Source organism: Nocardioides sp. WG-D5 (assembly GCF_054031175.1).
In genome coordinates, this window is record NZ_CM132928.1 from 1,615,898 (window position 1) to 1,631,650 (window position 15,753).

The 15,753-nt window shown below is 70.6% G+C and carries 12 protein-coding genes; 7 read left to right on the plus strand and 5 right to left on the minus strand.

The window, feature by feature from the left end; translation table 11 throughout:
* Positions 1–9 precede the first annotated feature (9 nt).
* On the minus strand, positions 10–2,223 hold the full coding sequence (locus ACWZJV_RS07850) for an Eco57I restriction-modification methylase domain-containing protein (RefSeq protein ID WP_457180930.1): 2,214 nt from the start codon (positions 2,221–2,223) through the stop codon (positions 10–12).
* A 114-nt stretch (positions 2,224–2,337) separates the two neighbouring features.
* On the opposite strand from ACWZJV_RS07850, the gene ACWZJV_RS07855 reads away from it, so the two are divergent.
* Complete coding sequence (locus tag ACWZJV_RS07855; protein ID WP_457180932.1) at positions 2,338–3,453, plus strand: MGDG synthase family glycosyltransferase; 1,116 nt, start codon at positions 2,338–2,340, stop codon at positions 3,451–3,453.
* On the opposite strand, the gene ACWZJV_RS07860 is transcribed toward ACWZJV_RS07855, so the two are convergent.
* The 3 genes from ACWZJV_RS07860 to ACWZJV_RS07870 form a co-directional block, all read right to left on the minus strand.
* Positions 3,450–4,361 (minus strand): amidohydrolase family protein, encoded by a 912-nt coding sequence (locus tag ACWZJV_RS07860; RefSeq protein ID WP_457180934.1) that lies wholly within the window; start codon positions 4,359–4,361, stop codon positions 3,450–3,452. The genes ACWZJV_RS07855 and ACWZJV_RS07860 overlap by 4 nt on opposite strands.
* A gap of 11 nt (positions 4,362–4,372) precedes the next feature.
* Positions 4,373–5,245 carry an RNase H family protein gene (locus ACWZJV_RS07865; protein WP_457180936.1) on the minus strand — a complete coding sequence of 291 codons (873 nt, stop codon included), beginning with the start codon at positions 5,243–5,245 and terminating at the stop codon, positions 4,373–4,375.
* Between the two features lie 105 nt (positions 5,246–5,350).
* Positions 5,351–6,031 (minus strand): DNA-binding response regulator, encoded by a 681-nt coding sequence (locus tag ACWZJV_RS07870; protein ID WP_457180938.1) that lies wholly within the window; start codon positions 6,029–6,031, stop codon positions 5,351–5,353.
* A gap of 98 nt (positions 6,032–6,129) precedes the next feature.
* On the opposite strand from ACWZJV_RS07870, the gene ACWZJV_RS07875 reads away from it, so the two are divergent.
* Positions 6,130–7,068, plus strand: coding sequence for an aldo/keto reductase (locus ACWZJV_RS07875; RefSeq protein ID WP_457180940.1), 939 nt, complete (start codon positions 6,130–6,132; stop codon positions 7,066–7,068).
* Here ACWZJV_RS07875 and ACWZJV_RS07880 read toward each other — a convergent pair.
* Positions 7,050–8,927, minus strand: coding sequence for an AMP-dependent synthetase/ligase (locus tag ACWZJV_RS07880; protein WP_457180942.1), 1,878 nt, complete (start codon positions 8,925–8,927; stop codon positions 7,050–7,052). The genes ACWZJV_RS07875 and ACWZJV_RS07880 overlap by 19 nt on opposite strands.
* A 180-nt stretch (positions 8,928–9,107) precedes the next feature.
* Between ACWZJV_RS07880 and ACWZJV_RS07885 the strand changes: the two genes are divergently transcribed.
* The 5 genes from ACWZJV_RS07885 (at position 9,108) to gndA (ending at position 15,748) form a co-directional block, all read left to right on the plus strand.
* Positions 9,108–10,283, plus strand: coding sequence for a 4-hydroxybenzoate 3-monooxygenase (locus ACWZJV_RS07885; RefSeq protein ID WP_457180944.1), 1,176 nt, complete (start codon positions 9,108–9,110; stop codon positions 10,281–10,283).
* Between the two features lie 157 nt (positions 10,284–10,440).
* Positions 10,441–12,378, plus strand: a complete 1,938-nt coding sequence (locus ACWZJV_RS07890; RefSeq protein ID WP_457180946.1) for an amino acid transporter — start codon at positions 10,441–10,443, stop codon at positions 12,376–12,378.
* 77 nt (positions 12,379–12,455) lie between these two features.
* Entirely contained in the window at positions 12,456–13,121 is a 666-nt protein-coding gene (locus tag ACWZJV_RS07895) for a DUF2470 domain-containing protein (RefSeq protein WP_008361992.1), read from the plus strand.
* Positions 13,122–13,206: 85 nt separating this feature from the next.
* Positions 13,207–14,247, plus strand: coding sequence for an AurF N-oxygenase family protein (locus ACWZJV_RS07900; protein WP_457180949.1), 1,041 nt, complete (start codon positions 13,207–13,209; stop codon positions 14,245–14,247).
* Between the two features lie 43 nt (positions 14,248–14,290).
* Complete coding sequence (gene gndA / locus ACWZJV_RS07905) at positions 14,291–15,748, plus strand: NADP-dependent phosphogluconate dehydrogenase (RefSeq protein WP_196873114.1); 1,458 nt, start codon at positions 14,291–14,293, stop codon at positions 15,746–15,748.
* The last annotated feature ends 5 nt before the right edge of the window (positions 15,749–15,753 follow it).

Here is a 15,753-nt window from a genome sequence, read left to right on the forward strand (position 1 = left end):
GCCGAGGCGTCACCGGGGTGACGCCTCGACCGACGTACCTGACGCCTCGGCCGACGCTTGTGCCTTCTCGGCGAGGGCGAGGTTCTGGTCGATCAGGGCCGCCATGAGAGCCCGCTGTCGGGTAGGGGTGAGGCCGAAGCCGGAGGGGGTGAAGTCGGGGGTGGCCAGCGCCTCGTCGATGCCGTGGAGGCGGGCGGCGGCGTGGTTGACGTCGGCGATGGCCTGCCGGAGGGCGGCGGTGGCGGGGTCCTGGGCGCCGGGGTCGCCGACCAGGTTGAGTACGCCGGTGATCCCGAGCCGACGCTCGCCACCGACCCGGTCCAGAGCCGCCAGGAGCGCTTCCCCGGCCGGACCGAGCGGCGCCAGATCCGCAGGGAACGGGTAGGTGGCGCGCAGTCGCGAGGGGTTGTAGCGGTAGGCGGTATTGAGCATGGTTCCGCCCGCGCGCATCGCCCAGACGCGGTGGAGGTCCGAGGCTAGGAACGCGTACGCAGCCGCATCCTGCGTCGGGTAGACGACCAGACCGTTGGAGAACACATGGTCGGCACCGACCAGTACCGGCCACAGGTGCTTGCTGTGCTTGCTGAACGCGATGACATGGGTGAGCCCGGCGGCGTCGCGGTAGAGCTCGTCGACCGGGCTGAGGAAGCCCCACCAGCGCTCCTTCAGCTGGGGGTACTTCACGAACTGGCGGCGACGCTCGGCCCGCACCTTGGACCGCACCAGGCGTGCGAGCGCGCGGTCCTCGGCGAGCTCCTCGAGGCCCAGCTTGCCGAGGTCGAGCACGAAGCGGGAGGCGGTCGAGCCGCACGGAGTGACCAGGTCCTCGCCGCTCAGATAGGGCCGCACCGTGTGACCGAGGGGCCCGGCACCGAGCTTCTGCGCGTCGGTCGGGGTCAGCACGAGCGAGCGCCCGAGCACGATCGTGCCCTGGTAGCCGTGGGGCAGCGGGACGTCGAGGTCCAGCCGCGCCGGCTCCGGGAGCGAGAAGCCGTCCTCGAGCGTCCCGGTGATCGCGGGGACCTCGCGGCCGTCGAGCCACGCGCTGTCGAGCGGCCGGGTGGTGAGCCAGATCTTCGCGAACCGCACCCCTGCCGTCGGCCACGGGGCCGACCGCTCCGCCCGGGCGACCTGCCAGCCGCGGTCGAGGAGCGCGCCGAGCCCGAACCGTGCGGTGTCGCCCTCGCTGATCGAGTCGGTCGTGATCAGCCCGATCTCGCCTCGGCTGAGGGCGGCGGCGCGGAGCAGGAAGTAGATGACATAGTCGGCCCGCCTCGTCGTGCCGGCGGCGAGCGTGTGCGCGAGATAGTCGCGCAGTTGCTGGCCGATCGCGTCGCGTACCCGCTTCACACCGAGGTAGGGCGGGTTGCCGACCACCGCGTCGAAGCCGCCGCGCGCCATCACCTCGGGCGCGACCAGCGCCCAGTGGATCGGCCGGACCGCGGGAACGGGAAGACGCCGGGCGCGGCCCAGCGCTGCGTACGCCTCCTCGAGCCGCTTCCCCGGCCGGCCGCCCAGCGGCAGCGCGACCGCGACCATCGCATCGGCGTAGGCCTTCGGGTCGCCGAGGCCGGCAGGCAGCTCCTCGGCGTCGACCAGCCCGACCAGCGAGTTGCCGCACAGGATCCGGTCGTCGAGGAAGGTCAGCGGGAGCGAGGGGTTCTCGCAGAGCAGCCAGAGCGACAGCTTCGCGAGGTCGACCGCGACCGGGTCGATGTCGGCGCCGTAGAGACACCTGCCGACGACCTCGACCATCGGCAGCCGGCACGACGTCGCGAGATAGCGCGCCGAGGCGAGGAGGAAGACGCCGGTGCCGGCGGCGATGTCGACCACGGTCGCGTCCGGGGCGGCGATCGGCGCCAGGGTGTGCGCGACGACCTCGTCGGCGAGCTCGGGCGGGGTGTAGTGGGCGCCGTTGTCGCGCCGGGAGGAGTCCTCGAGCAGCGCCTCGTAGACGTAGCCGATCTCCTCCAGGACCAGATCGTCCGCTCCCATCCCGTCCGGGAACAGATAGTTCGACAGCAGATGATCCGGCAGCGAATGGTCCGCAGCAGGCACGAGCAGCCCCGCTTCGTCGAGCGCGGAGTCGGTGAGCACCAAGCCCCGCTCATCCGCGAACGCCGCCACGACCCGGCGCATCACCACGACCACCGCCGAGGGGCCGCCGCCCAGCTCGGCCACGGCCGACCGCGCACGGGTGCGCAGTGCTCGGGCCGTGATCACAGGATGAACCTTAGAACGCCCGCAGGTTCGGGGAGGCGAACCGATGGTGAAGAGTGACGCGTCGGGGTGCCCCCGTTCACCACAACGTCACACCGTGCGTACAGAATCCGGCGCATGTCCATCGACTCGGAGCGGCTCAGGCCCCTCCTCCCACTCCGGCCAGGCGCGACACCTCGCGTGGCGATCATCTCGGCGAGCTACGGCGCCGGCCACAACTCGGCCTCCCGGGAGATCTCACGAGCACTCGGAGAGGCCGGATGCGACGTCGAGATCTTCGACTTCGTCGACCTGATGCCCTGGCGGCTCGGGCACAGCCTGAAGGTCGGCTACAAGATGCAGCTCCAGGTCAGCCCCGACTCCTGGGGCACCACGATGAGCCTCGTGATGCCGGGACGCCCGCTCCACAAGCCCTTCAACCGGTTCCTCCGCCTCTCCACCCGCAAGATCACCGAGGCCATGCACGGCGCGGACCTGGTCATCTCCACGCACCCGTTCTGCTCCCAGGTCATCGGACACCTGCGCTCCACCGGACAGCTCACCGTCCCTGCCGTCACCTACCTGACCGACGCCGCCGTCCCGGCGCTGTGGATCAACCCCGGCATCGACCTCAACCTCGCCATCCACGAGGTCGCCGCCCGCGAGGCGCGCATGCTCGGTGGCAACGCGGCGGTGGTCCAGCCGCTTGTCCCGCCGGGGGCGGAGTACGTCCCGGGGCAGGTGTTCCCCGACCCCCTGGCGGACCTCGACCTGAAGGGTCCGCGGGCGCTGGTCACCGGCGGCTCGCTAGGCGCCGGTGCGCTCGAGCAGACCGCCCGCGACATCCTCGAGCACAGCGACATGACCCCGATCGTCCTCTGCGCGACCGACCCCTGTCTCAAGCGCCGCCTGGAGCGGATCCCCGGCGTGGTGGCGCTCGGCTGGCGCACCGACGTACGCGCCCTGATGGCGACCAGCGACTGCGTCGTCCAGAACGCCGGCGGCTTCACCTCGCTCGAGGCCCTGGCCTCGGGCACGCCGGTGATCACCTACCGCTCGATCTCCGGCCACGGCGCCGCCAACTCGGCCAACCTGGACCGCGCCGGGCTGATCCCGTGGGCCCGCGACGAGATCGAGCTCGCCAAGCACCTGGTCGTCGCCGCCGAGTCGCCCCGGTTCAACCGGCTCGCGCTCGGTGTCCCCGACATCGTCCAGATCCTCACCGACAGCTACGACGAGACCGCGGTCGCCTAGCCGCCCGACGTCGGCCCGAAGAGTCGCGCGGCGTTCTGGTGGAGCACCCCGCGCGCCCATTCGTCCCCGAGCCCGAGGCCGAGCACCCCGTCGACCGCCTCCAGGTAGGGGTAGGGGATGTTCGGGAAGTCGCTCCCGAAGAGCACCCGCTCCCCCAGCGCCTTCAGCCGCGGCAGCTCCCCGGCCGGGAACGGCGTCGAAGCCTCGGTGAACGCGGTGAACGCCATCGTCGTGTCCAGGTGCACCCCGTCGTACTTCTCCACCAGGTCGAGGAACCGCACGTAGTCCGGCAGGCCCATGTGAGCGACGATCAGCACCAGATCGGGATAGCGCCCGAGCAGCGCCTCCATCCCGGCCGGCCCGGTGAACCGCCCCGGAGCGGGCCCGTGACCGGAGTGGATCACCAACGGCGTACGCGACTCCGACAGCACCTCCCAGACCGGGTCCAGCAGCGGCGAGTTGGGGTCGTAGTCGCCGACCTGGACGTGCGCCTTGAAGATCCGCGCACCCGCCTCGACCGCCTCCCGCACATAGTCGCCGGCACCCGGCTCCGGGTAGAACGTCGCCGACTGCAGGCAGTCGGGCTTGTCCGCCGCGAACTCCGCGCCCCACTCGTTCAGCCACGCCGACATCCCGGGCTTGTGCGGATAGGTGAGCGCCGAGAAGCGACGTACGCCGAGGTCGCGCAGCACCCGGAGCCGCTCCTCCTCGGAGTGCCGGTAGGCGATCGGCCACGGCCGGCCGGTCAGCGGCCCGGCCGAGTCGAAGTAGGCCCACACCTTGTCGAGCATCCGCTGGGGCAGGAAGTGGGTGTGTACGTCGAAGATGCCGTCCAGCCCCAGCGCATCGAGCCGCGCGCGGATCTGCGCCGGCTCGTCCGGGGCGATGGTGACCGTCGGAGGATTCACGACAGGCGAACCTACCCGGCGGACGCGGTGCCCGAGGCCATCGGTGCGGCGAAGGTCTCCGCGATCGCCCGCGCCCTGCCCGGGATCTCGTCGGCGGTCAGCCCCCAGGTGCCCTCGGCGAAGCGCCGAGCCAGCTTCGCCAGCGAGTCGGCGCCCTCGTTGAGCGCCTCACCGACATGGCCGCGTACCCACTCGAACGAGAGCCGCTCGGACTCGCGACACAGGTCGTCGTGCATCCGGGTCAGACCCGCGAGCTCGGCGCGGTGCTCGGTCTCGTAGCCCTTCGGCATCGACTCCTCGCCCCGCAGCCAGTCCTCGATCAGCGCGAGCGCCACCCGCGAGTCGGTCCGGATGGTCAGCGTGCGCCGCGGCAGCGCCCGCACCGCCTCCGCGATCGCCTGCAGCTCGGCCAGGACCACCAGCGACTGCGGGTCCCGGATCCGGGCGTTGGGAACCTGCCGCCCGAAGCCGTGCTGACCGTCGCCCGCGAGCCACCCCCAACCGATGAACCCACGATGGGCCGAACCGTCGGTCGCCACCACCAGCGGCGGCAGTGGTCCCGTCCGGTAGACCGCCAGGGCCTCCACCGCCTCGGCCCGGATCTCCGCGTCGTCCTCGACGAACGGCACCACGGTGACCCCCGGATAGGCGTCCGCGATCTCATCGGTCAGCATCCAGAACCGGGAGTTGGACGGCAGCGCGACCACGATCTGCACCGGCGCGATCCGCGCGAGAGAGTCGTACGCAGCCCCAACCGCCGCGATGATCGCATCCTCGGTCCCGCGGGCACCCAGCGATCCCGCCGCGTGCAGCCCCGGACCGGCCAGAACCCAGTCCCAGCTCTCGGCGTCGCTGCGCTCCTTGACGACGATGAAGCAACGCATACCAGACCTCCTGACCCGCCCGAACAAGTCGCTCTCGACGTTACCGGGCGGATCCTGAGGACGAGACAGCAGCGTCAGGATCCGGACACCGCTGACCGGAACGGATCAGACGAGCCCGAGCTCCCGGGCACGTACGCCCGCCTGGAACCGGGACGAGGCCCCGAGCGCCTCCATGAGCTCGGCGACACGGCGCCGATAGGTGCGTACGCCGAGCCCCAGAGTGCGCGCCGCGGCCTCGTCCTTCACGCCGCGGCCGAGCAGGTCGAGCACCTGCGGCGCGATGTCGCGCAGCTCGGCGATCCGGGCGTCGTAGGCATCCACCGAGGTCGCCGAGCGCCAGGCGGCGTCGAAGAGGGAGGTGACGCCCTGGACCACCTCGGACTGGGTGACGATGCTGAAGCTGCGCTCGCCCAGCCGCCGGTCACCGGCGAGGATCGCGATGCGGCGGTCGATCAGGATGGTCTCGTTGATCTCGTCGGGAGTGATCCGGATCTGGGCGCCGCGGGTGTCGCGGATCTCGCGCAGATGGGCGGCGGAGATCGGGTCGAGCAGGACGTTGGGCCGGTAGACCTTCCGCAGCCGCACCCCGGCGCCGTCGCGACCGCACAGCGCGGCCCGGATGCCGGCCTCGGTCCGTGCGGCCGACCAGGTGCGCAGGTCGATCGCGGCGCAGGCGATGTCGGTGGCGGCCGCGAACAGGTGCGAGGTGCGTCGCACGAGCTCCTCCTCGCCGCGTACGACGGCGACGGTCCCACCCGTGCGGATCGTCCCCACCGTGTTGGCCATGGCGTCGATTCTCCCCCGGCCAGCAAGGCGCGGGCGGCGATCGGCAACAACCTGCCAAGGACGTGAGTACGCAGCGACGGGCCGCGACGCTGGAGAGCATGACGACGAACAACCTCACCGCCGGCGCCGCCGGCACCTGGCAGCTCGGCGACAAGCGGATCAACCGGATCGGCTTCGGCGCGATGCGCCTGATCGGCAACCTGTCCACCCCGGTCGCCCCCGATCGCGAGAACGCGATCACGGTGCTCCGCCGCGCCGTCGAGCTCGGCGTGAACCACATCGACACCGCGGCGATCTACTTCACCCCGACGCGCTCGGCCAACGAGCTGATCGCGACCGCCCTCCAGCCGTACGCCGACGACCTGGTCATCGCGACCAAGGTCGGCCCGACCCCGCGCGGCCGCGACGGCGCCTGGGAGTCCGAGACCCGGCCCGAGCGGCTGCGCGACCAGGTCGAGGAGAACATCCGCCAGCTCGGCCTCGACCACCTCGACGTGGTGAACCTGCGCTGGGGAGTCGGGTTCGAGCGCGGCACCGGGTCGATCGCCGACCACTTCGGCGCGCTGCTCGACCTTCGCGAGGCGGGCCTGGTCGAGCACGTCGGCCTCTCCAACATCGGACCCGAGCAGCTCACCGAGGCGCTCGCGATCGGACCGGTTGCCTGCGTGCAGAACCAGTACGGCCTCACCACCCGCCGCGAGGACGATGCCCTGCTGCGGCTGTGCGGCGAGCACGGGGTCGCGTTCGTACCCTTCAACTCCATCGGCGCCGCCGTCCCCGGCGCGGTTCCCGGAACCTCCCCCGACGAGACCGGTCGCGACATCGTCGAGGCCATCGCCGAGGCGCATGCCGCGACCCCCTCCCAGGTACGCCTCGCCTGGACGCTCCACCAGGGCCCGCACGTGCTCACCATCCCCGGCACCGCCGACCCCGACCATCTCGAGGAGAACATCGCCGCCGGCGCCCTCCGGCTCACCGACGACGAGGTCGCCAGCCTGAGCCTGGCCGGCGACCCCTCTCACTCCCCGGCGGCGTAGAGCCCGTCGATGATGTCGGCGTACTTCTTGCTCACCACCCGGCGCTTGAGCTTCAGGGTCGGCGTCAGCTCCTCGGACTCGGCGGTCCACTCCTCGCCGAGCAGCTCGAAGGCCTTGACCTGCTCGGGACGCGACAGCCGGGCGTTGGCCGCCTCGACCGCCTGGCCCACCGCACCCCGGATGACCGGGTGCTGAGCCAGCTCGGCGAGCGAGCCGGCCTCGACGCCGAGCTTCTGCGCGACCACGGGAGCGATCTCGCCGTCGAGGGTGAGCACGGCGACGACGTACGAACGGCCGTCGCCGACCACCATCGCGTGGCCGACCAGCGGGCTCTCCTTGAGGAGGTTCTCGATGTTGGACGGGGCGATGTTCTTGCCCGCGGAGTTGATGATCATCTCCTTCTTGCGGTCGACGACGCTGAGGAAGCCGTCCTCGTCGAGGGAGCCGATGTCGCCGGTGTGCAGCCACCCCTCGGCGTCGAGGAGCGCGGCGGTCGCCTCCGGCCGGCGTACGTAGCCAGGGGTCGTGATCGGACCGCGGAACAGGATCTCGCCGTCCTCTGCGATCCGCACCTCGATCCCGGGATGGGGCCGGCCGACCGTGCCGAGCCGGAATCCGTCGGGCCCGTTGGCGGTCGCGGCGCCGGTGGTCTCGGTCATCCCGTAGACGTCGTAGACCTTGATCCCCAGCCCGGCGAAGAACTTCGCGACCTCGAGCGGCATCGGCGCCGCCGCGCTCGCCGCCCACTCGACCTTGTCGAGCCCGAGCAGGGCACGCATGGTCGAGAGGACCGCGGCGTCCGCCTGCTCGAACTGAGCCTGCAGCTCGGGCGAGGTGGTCTGCCCGGTCTGCTGCGACTCGACGTAGGCGAGGCCGACCGCCATCGCCTTCTCCACGGCCTCCCGCTTGGCGTCGTCGGTCTCGGCGGCGAGCAGGGCGGTGACGCCGGTGCGGATCTTCTCCCACACCCGCGGCACCCCGAAGAAGCTGGTCGGGTGCACCTCCTGGAGCGTGGCGAGCAGCAGCGAGGGGTCCTGGATCAGGTAGACGTGACCGCCGTTGAACTGCGGGATGTAGAGGCTGAGCACCCGCTCGGCGATGTGCGCGAACGGCAGGTAGGAGACCAGGATGCCCGGCTCCTCGATCCCTGAGGTCGACAGCGAGCTGGTGGTCTCGAAGACGATGTTGCGGTGGGTGAGCACCACGCCCTTGGGCTGCCCGGTGGTGCCCGAGGTGTAGAGCATCGTGACCGTGTCCTCCGGGGTCACCGCCGCGCTGCGCGCGTCCAGCTTCTCGCCGACCTCGGCGAGCGCCTCCGCGCCCGAGGCGACGAAGTCGTCCCACGAGACCGCCCGCGGGTCGTCGGGCACCGCGGTGTCGATGGTGACGACACGGAGGATCTCCTCACGCTTGAGCCCGAGCGCCCAGCGGGCGACGTGGTCGTCGGTCTCCAGCACCACGATCCGCGGGTCCGCGTGCTCGGCGACGTAGCCCACCTGGTCGGGCGCGAGGGTGTTGTAGATGCTGATCGGCACACCACCCGCGAGCACCGCGGCCAGGTCGGCGACGATGTGCTCGATGCGGTTGGCGGCCATGATCGCGACCGACTCCCCCGGCTGGAGACCGGCCGTGACGTACGCGGCGGCCAGCTCGCGGGCCCGCTGGTGCAGCTCGGCCCAGGTCAGGGTGCGCCAGCCGGTGCCGTCGGCGGTGTGCCGGTCGGAGAAGGCCGGCTCGGTGCCGCGCTCGGCGACCACCTTCGCAAGCACGTCGACCATGGTCTGGTCGCCGATCTGGGACTCGAGGGCGGCGCGGTCGGCGAGGCGATGTATCGAGCCTGTCGAGATGACGTCGGGCATCAGGTCGCTCCTTCATAGGTTGTGACTCGGGTCACAATTGAGTTGCCTCGACCGTAGGGACGCACCGGCGCGGACACAAGAGCCCGTCCGCACCATTTGAGAATCCATGCCATCGGAACTTTTCCACTCAACGGAAAGCGGCTGTGGCGACGGCCACCCGGACAGGAGTTCACTCACCCCATGGCAGATGAACGTACGCAGGTTGTGATCGTCGGCGCCGGCCCCGCGGGGATGCTGCTGAGCCATCTCCTCGCCGCCGACGGAGTCGACTCGGTCGTCGTGGAGACCCGGTCGGAGGAGTACGTCGCCGCCCGGATCCGCGCCGGCATCCTGGAGCAGTCGAGCGTCGACCTGCTCACCGAGGTGGGCCTCGGCGACCGGCTGGCCCGCGACGCCGACAAGCACCGCGGGATCTATCTGCAGTGGCCCGAGGAGCGTCACCACCTCGACTTCGTCGACCTGGTCGGCCGGGCGGTCTACGTCTACGGCCAGACCGAGGTGCAGAAGGACCTGATCGAGGCCCGGCGCGCCGCCGGGCAGGTGGTCCACTACGAGGTCAGCGACACCGCGCTGCACGACATCGACTCCGACCGGCCGTCGGTCACCTTCACCGACGCCGACGGGGCCGCCCGGCGGATCCGGGCTGACGTGATCGTCGGCTGCGACGGCTCCTTCGGCCCCAGCCGCGCCGCGATCCCCGCCCGGGAGAGCTGGGACCGCACCTACCCGTACAGCTGGTTCGGCATCCTCGCCGACGTCGCGCCCTCGACCGACGAGCTGATCTACGCCTGGCACCCCGACGGCTTCGCGCTGCACTCGATGCGCTCGGAGAGCGTCTCCCGGTTCTACCTCCAGGTGCCCAACGGGACCGACCAGGCGACCTGGTCCGACGACCAGATCTGGGACGCGCTCGCCACCCGGCTCGGCCATGGCCAGAACGGCTGGACGCTGCAGTCGGGCCGGATCACCGACCGCAGCGTCCTGCCGATGCGCTCGCACGTCTCCACGCCGATGCGCCACGGCCGGCTCTTCCTGGCGGGCGACGCCGCCCACATCGTCCCGCCGACCGGCGCCAAGGGCCTCAACCTCGCGGTCGCCGACGTCGCGCTGCTCGCACCCGCGCTCACCGCGCTGCTCAAGGGCGACCCGCAGCTGGCCGACGACTACTCCGAGACCGCGCTGCGCCGCGTCTGGCGCTGCACCCACTTCTCCTGGTGGATGACCACGATGCTGCACACCGCCGAGGACCCGTTCGACACTCAGCTCCAGCTCTCCCAGCTGCGCTGGGTGACCTCCAGCGAGCACGCCGCCGCCGGGCTCGCGGAGAACTACGCCGGGCTGCCGATCGGGTTCTGAGCGGCCAACACCAGGATCTCGATCACCTCGCTCTCGACCGGCGCAGCGCTCGCGGCCGATCGGCCTCCTGCGACGCGCCCGTCGAAAGCGCCTCGCGTCACCCGGGTCGAGTAGGCTCGCGCGTCGTTCTGGACCTGAGACGAGAAAGTTGCGCGACATGGCCGCATCACGGTTGGGGCAGTGGCTGCTGACCTCCGACGAGCCGGAGCCGGAGGGCTTCTACGAGAGCGAGTCGGACGTCACGGCCAACCACCAGACCCAACCCTGGTGGAAGGTGATGTGCCTGACGGGCGTGGACTACTTCTCCACCCTCGGCTACCAGCCGGCGATCGCCGCGCTGGCGGCCGGGGCGATCGCACCGTTCGCGACGCTGGTGCTGGTGCTGATCACCCTCTTCGCCGCGCTGCCGATGTATCGCCGGGTGGCCGAGGAGAGCCCCCACGGTGACGGCAGCCTCTCCATGCTGGAGCGGCTGCTGTCGTACTGGTCCAGCAAGCTGCTGGTGCTGGCCCTGCTCGGCTTCGTGGCCACCGGGTTCGTGATCACCATGACGCTCTCGGCCGCCGACGCCGCGGCGCACATGATCGAGAACCCCTTCCTCCACGACGCGCTCAGCGGCCAGCAGGTCCTGGTCACCCTGGTCCTGCTGGCCCTGCTCGGCGGTGTGTTCCTCAAGGGCTTCAAGGAGGCGATCGGCATCGCCGTGGTGCTGGTCGTCGTCTTCATCGGGCTGAGCGCCGTCGTCACCGTCGAGGGCCTCGTCGAGGCGCTGACCCATCCTGACGTCTTCGCCAACTGGACCGACGCCATCTCCGCCGAGCACGCCGTCCCGCTCGGGGTCATCGGCGCAGCGCTCGTCGTCTTCCCCGCCCTCGCGCTCGGCCTGTCCGGTTTCGAGACGGGCGTGGTCGTGATGCCGCTGGTCGAGGGCGACCCCGACGACACCCAGCAGGCTCCTCTCGGGCGGATCCGCAACGCCAAGAAGCTGCTCACCAGCGCCGCGCTGATCATGAGCGTGATGCTGCTCGGCTCGACCCTGGTCACCACCCTGCTGATCCCCGCCGAGCAGTTCGAGGAGGGCGGGGAGGCCAACGGGCGCGCGCTGGCCTACCTGGCCCACGAGCGGTTCGGCGACACCTTCGGCACCGCCTACGACATCGCCACGATCGGCATCCTGTGGTTCGCCGGGGCCAGCGCGATGGCCGGCCTGCTCAACATCGTGCCGCGCTACCTGCCCCGCTATGGGATGGCGCCCGACTGGGCCCGGCTGACCCGGCCGCTGACGCTGGTCTTCACGGTCATCGCGGCGGTCGTCACGCTCCTCTTCCGCGCCGACGTCAACGCCCAGGCCGGGGCCTACGCCACCGGCGTGCTCGCCCTGATGACCTCCGCTGCCGTGGCGGTCACCCTGACCGAGTGGCGCCGAGGCCAACGGGGCCGAGGGCTGTTCTTCGGGCTGGTCAGCGCCATCTTCGGCTACACGATCGCCGTCACGATCATCGACCGGCCCGAGGGCCTGCTGATCGCGCTGATCTTCGTCGTGATGATCCTGGTGGTCAGCGTCTACTCGCGGATCATGCGCAGCACCGAGCTCCGGGTCAACAGCGTGGTCATCGACAAGGGCGCCCAGAAGGTCCTCGACGTCTCCATCGCCGACCCGCGCCCGATCCGGTTCATCGCCAACAAGCTGCAGGCCGGCGACAGCGACGAGTACGACGAGAAGATGGCCGAGGTCCAGCTCGACAACCACCTCGGCGACCACGAGGACCGGATCTTCCTCGAGGTCGAGATCACCGACGCGAGCGAGTTCGAGACGTTGGTCGAGGTCACCAGCGTCCAGGTCGGCAAGCACCGCATCCTGCGGGCCACCGGCTCCAGCGTGCCGAACGCCATCGCGGCCTTCCTGCTGCACGTCCGCGACCTAGACGACCAGGTCCCGCACGTCTACTTCGAGTGGTCGGAGCGGGCCCCCGCCGACAACGCGCTGCGGTTCTGGCTGGCCGGCGAGGGCGACATCCCGCCGCTGACCCACGAGATCCTCCGCCGGGCCGAGCCGGACGAGGACCGGCGGCCCCAGGTGCACGTCGGCGGCTAGCCCGCACACTGGCGAGACCCCTTGCCCCATCAGATGATCTCGTGTTTAGGTAAGCCTTACCTAAACATGGAGGTGTCATGGAGTCGACTCCCCGCATTGCCCGCAGCATCCTGTCCTGCCCCCGCGGGGGCAGCGTGGTGATCGACGGCATCCCCTACTCGATGGAGGAGCTCGAGATGCAGGGGTTCGCCGACGACGGCGGGCGGCCGACCTTCCTGTGCCCGCCCGAGCAGCGGATGGCGTACGCCGGCCGCCGGGGCAGCCATGTCGTGCTGGTCCTCCAGGGCGCGCTCGGCGACCGCGAGGCGGTCCGGCTCACCGGCACGCTGCGGTGGCTGCGTACGGATGCCTGCACGTGCTGCGAGACGGAGTGGGAGGAGATCGTCATGGACGTCGCCAACGTGATGCTGGTCCGCCCCACGGGCGAGGCGGTCCCGATCCCGCTCGACGCCTTCACCGACCGCGACCTCGACCTCAACGACGGCGTGCTCCACCGCAACCAGGACCACCTCAACAACCACCACGGCAACGAGCTCCGCGAGGCGGTGGCGACCCGCTCCTACATCCCCGTCGACACCATCCTCGCCGCCCAGATCACCGGCCTCTGCGCCGACGGCTTCGAGTTCCAGTGGGTCGACGAGCGCGGCGCGCACAGCGCGCGCACCACCTTCGACCGGCCCGCCCGGACACCGGAGGACCTCGTCGCCGGGGTCCGGAAGGCCCTCGCCGCCGAGATCTGCTGAGCGGGACACACACGCCGAACCTGTTTCCCGGTACACAAATCCCATGTACCTTGGTGACGTATCAACGTCGTGCAAGGAGGCTCGGATGGTTGTGCAGACACTTCGCTCGATCGGTGGCTACGTAGGTGCCGTCGCCGGCACCCCGGTCCGGATGATCACGCCGACCAGGCCTCAGCCTCGCCGGGAGTACGACGAGACGCTGCGTACGTTGTCGGAGGCATCGGTCGAGAAGTACTTCAACGCGTTCAAGGACGTCGACTGGGACGCCCCGGAGATGGCCGTCGACGAGGACGACGAGCGCTGGATCCTGCCCACGCTCGACCTGCTCGGCGCCCACCCGTGGTACCAGTCGCTGCCCAAGGCACGGCAGATCGAGGTCGGCCGGCACCGGCTCACCGCCATGGTCAAGACCGGCTCCCAGTTCGAGCAGCTGCTCCTCCTCGGCGGCACCCAGTTCCTGATGGGCGTCGACAACGGTGACCCCGAGTTCCGCTACTTCATGCACGAGCTCACCGAGGAGACGCACCACATCCAGATGTTCCAGGAGTTCACCAACCGGGTCTGCCCCGACGTCGCGGGCGCACCGGGCTGGCTGATGCGGTCCATCCCGCTCGTGGGACACCTCGGCGCGCTCTACCCGGCCCTCTTCTTCGCGATCATCCTGGCCGGCGAGGAGCCGATCGACCACGTGCAGAAGGAGGCCATGCGCGGCGGCGGCACCCACCCCCTCCTGGACCGGATCATGGCGATCCACATCGCCGAGGAGGCGCGGCACATCGGCTTCGCGCACGCCTGGCTCGAGGAGCACGCCCCGTCGCTCAACCCGGTCTCGCGTCTCGCCCTCGGCATCCTCACGCCGCTCGCGATGCGGTTGGGGTCGGACGCGATCATCATCCCGTCCCGCGCCGACCGGGAGCTCATGGGCCTTCCCGACTCGGTGGTGCGCGAGGTCTGGGGCACCGGTCCCGAGGCCGCCGCGTTCCGCCGCCACCTCTTCGCCGACGTCCGGATGCTCTTCGACAACCTCGGGCTGCGTACGCCGCTGACCCGGTGGTCCTGGCGGGTGCTCGGGGTCGACGGCCGGCCGGCGCGATTCCGCGCCGAGCCTCCCGGCGTCGCTGCTTGACGAGCGGAGTTGAATGGCATCACCGACTCAACCGAGGAGCACGATGCCGAACAACGACAATGGCCGAGCGAACATCGGCGTGGTGGGCCTGGCCGTGATGGGGTCCAACCTGGCCCGCAACCTCGCCTCCCGCGAGGGCAACACGGTGGCGGTCTACAACCGCACCTACGCCCGCACCGAGGAGCTCGTCACCGATCATCCCGAGGCCGGATTCCTCGCCTCCGAGACGATCGACGACTTCGTGGCGACGCTGTCCAAGCCGCGCACGGCGATCATCATGGTCCAGGCCGGCAAGGGCACCGACGCGGTGATCGAGCAGCTGGCCGAGCGGTTCGAGCCCGGCGACATCATCGTCGACGGCGGCAACGCCAACTTCAACGACACCATCCGGCGCGAGCGTGAGCTGCGCGAGCGCGGCCTCAACTTCGTCGGCACCGGCATCTCCGGCGGCGAGGAGGGTGCGCTCAACGGCCCTTCGATCATGCCCGGCGGCTCGGCCGAGGCCTGGGAGACGCTCGGCCCGATCCTGAAGTCGATCGCCGCGGTCGCGGAGGGCGAGCCCTGCGTGACCCATGTCGGCACCGACGGCGCCGGCCACTTCGTGAAGATGGTCCACAACGGCATCGAGTACGCCGACATGCAGCTGATCGCCGAGGCCTACGACCTCCTCCGGCGGGTGGGCGGGCTCTCGGTGGAGCAACTGGTCGACGTCTTCAAGGACTGGAACACCGGCGACCTGGAGTCCTACCTGATCGAGATCACCGCCGAGGTGCTCGCCCAGACCGACGCCGAGACCGGGTCGCCGCTGGTGGACGTCATCCTCGACGAGGCCGGCTCGAAGGGCACCGGCGTGTGGACCGTGCAGAACGCGCTCGGTCTCGGCATCCCGGTCTCCGGGATCGGCGAGGCGGTCTTCGCCCGGGCGGTCTCCTCCAAGCCGGCGCAGCGCGGCGCGATGCGGGCCACCGTCACCAACCGTCCGAAGCCGCCCGAGGTCCCCGACACGTTCGTCGACGACGTACGCGCGGCTCTCTACGCCTCGAAGGTGGTCGCCTACGCGCAGGGGTTCGACCTGATCGTGGCCGGCGCGAAGGAGTACGGCTGGGACATCGACCTCGGTGCGCTCGCCAAGATCTGGCGGGCCGGCTGCATCATCCGGGCGCGGTTCCTCAACCGGATCGTGGACGCCTACGCCACCAAGCCCGACCTCGAGACGCTGCTGGTCGACCCCTACTTCGCCGACGCGGTCGCCTCCGGCGAGGAGGCGTGGCGTCGCGTCGTCGGGATCGCGGCCGCCTCCGGCGTACCGGCCCCGGGGTTCTCCTCGGCGCTGGCCTACTTCGACTCGCTCGCCGCCGACCGGCTTCCGGCGGCGCTCATCCAGGGCCAGCGGGACTTCTTCGGTGCGCACACCTACAAGCGCATCGACAAGGACGGCACCTTCCACACGTTGTGGTCCGACGACCGCTCGGAGATCGCGACGACACCCTCGACGCACTAGATACC

Excerpts from the sequence above, each read along its gene's own strand:
- ACWZJV_RS07855 (WP_457180932.1), top strand. The coding sequence starts at position 2,338 with ATGTCCATCGACTCGGAGCGGCTCAGGCCCCTCCTCCCACTCCGGCCA.
- ACWZJV_RS07865 (WP_457180936.1), bottom strand. The coding sequence starts at position 5,245 with ATGCGTTGCTTCATCGTCGTCAAGGAGCGCAGCGACGCCGAGAGCTGG.
- ACWZJV_RS07870 (WP_457180938.1), bottom strand. The coding sequence starts at position 6,031 with ATGGCCAACACGGTGGGGACGATCCGCACGGGTGGGACCGTCGCCGTC.
- ACWZJV_RS07875 (WP_457180940.1), top strand. The coding sequence starts at position 6,130 with ATGACGACGAACAACCTCACCGCCGGCGCCGCCGGCACCTGGCAGCTC.
- ACWZJV_RS07880 (WP_457180942.1), bottom strand. The coding sequence starts at position 8,927 with ATGCCCGACGTCATCTCGACAGGCTCGATACATCGCCTCGCCGACCGC.
- ACWZJV_RS07885 (WP_457180944.1), top strand. The coding sequence starts at position 9,108 with ATGGCAGATGAACGTACGCAGGTTGTGATCGTCGGCGCCGGCCCCGCG.
- ACWZJV_RS07890 (WP_457180946.1), top strand. The coding sequence starts at position 10,441 with ATGGCCGCATCACGGTTGGGGCAGTGGCTGCTGACCTCCGACGAGCCG.
- ACWZJV_RS07895 (WP_008361992.1), top strand. The coding sequence starts at position 12,456 with ATGGAGTCGACTCCCCGCATTGCCCGCAGCATCCTGTCCTGCCCCCGC.
- ACWZJV_RS07900 (WP_457180949.1), top strand. The coding sequence starts at position 13,207 with ATGGTTGTGCAGACACTTCGCTCGATCGGTGGCTACGTAGGTGCCGTC.
- gndA (WP_196873114.1), top strand. The coding sequence starts at position 14,291 with ATGCCGAACAACGACAATGGCCGAGCGAACATCGGCGTGGTGGGCCTG.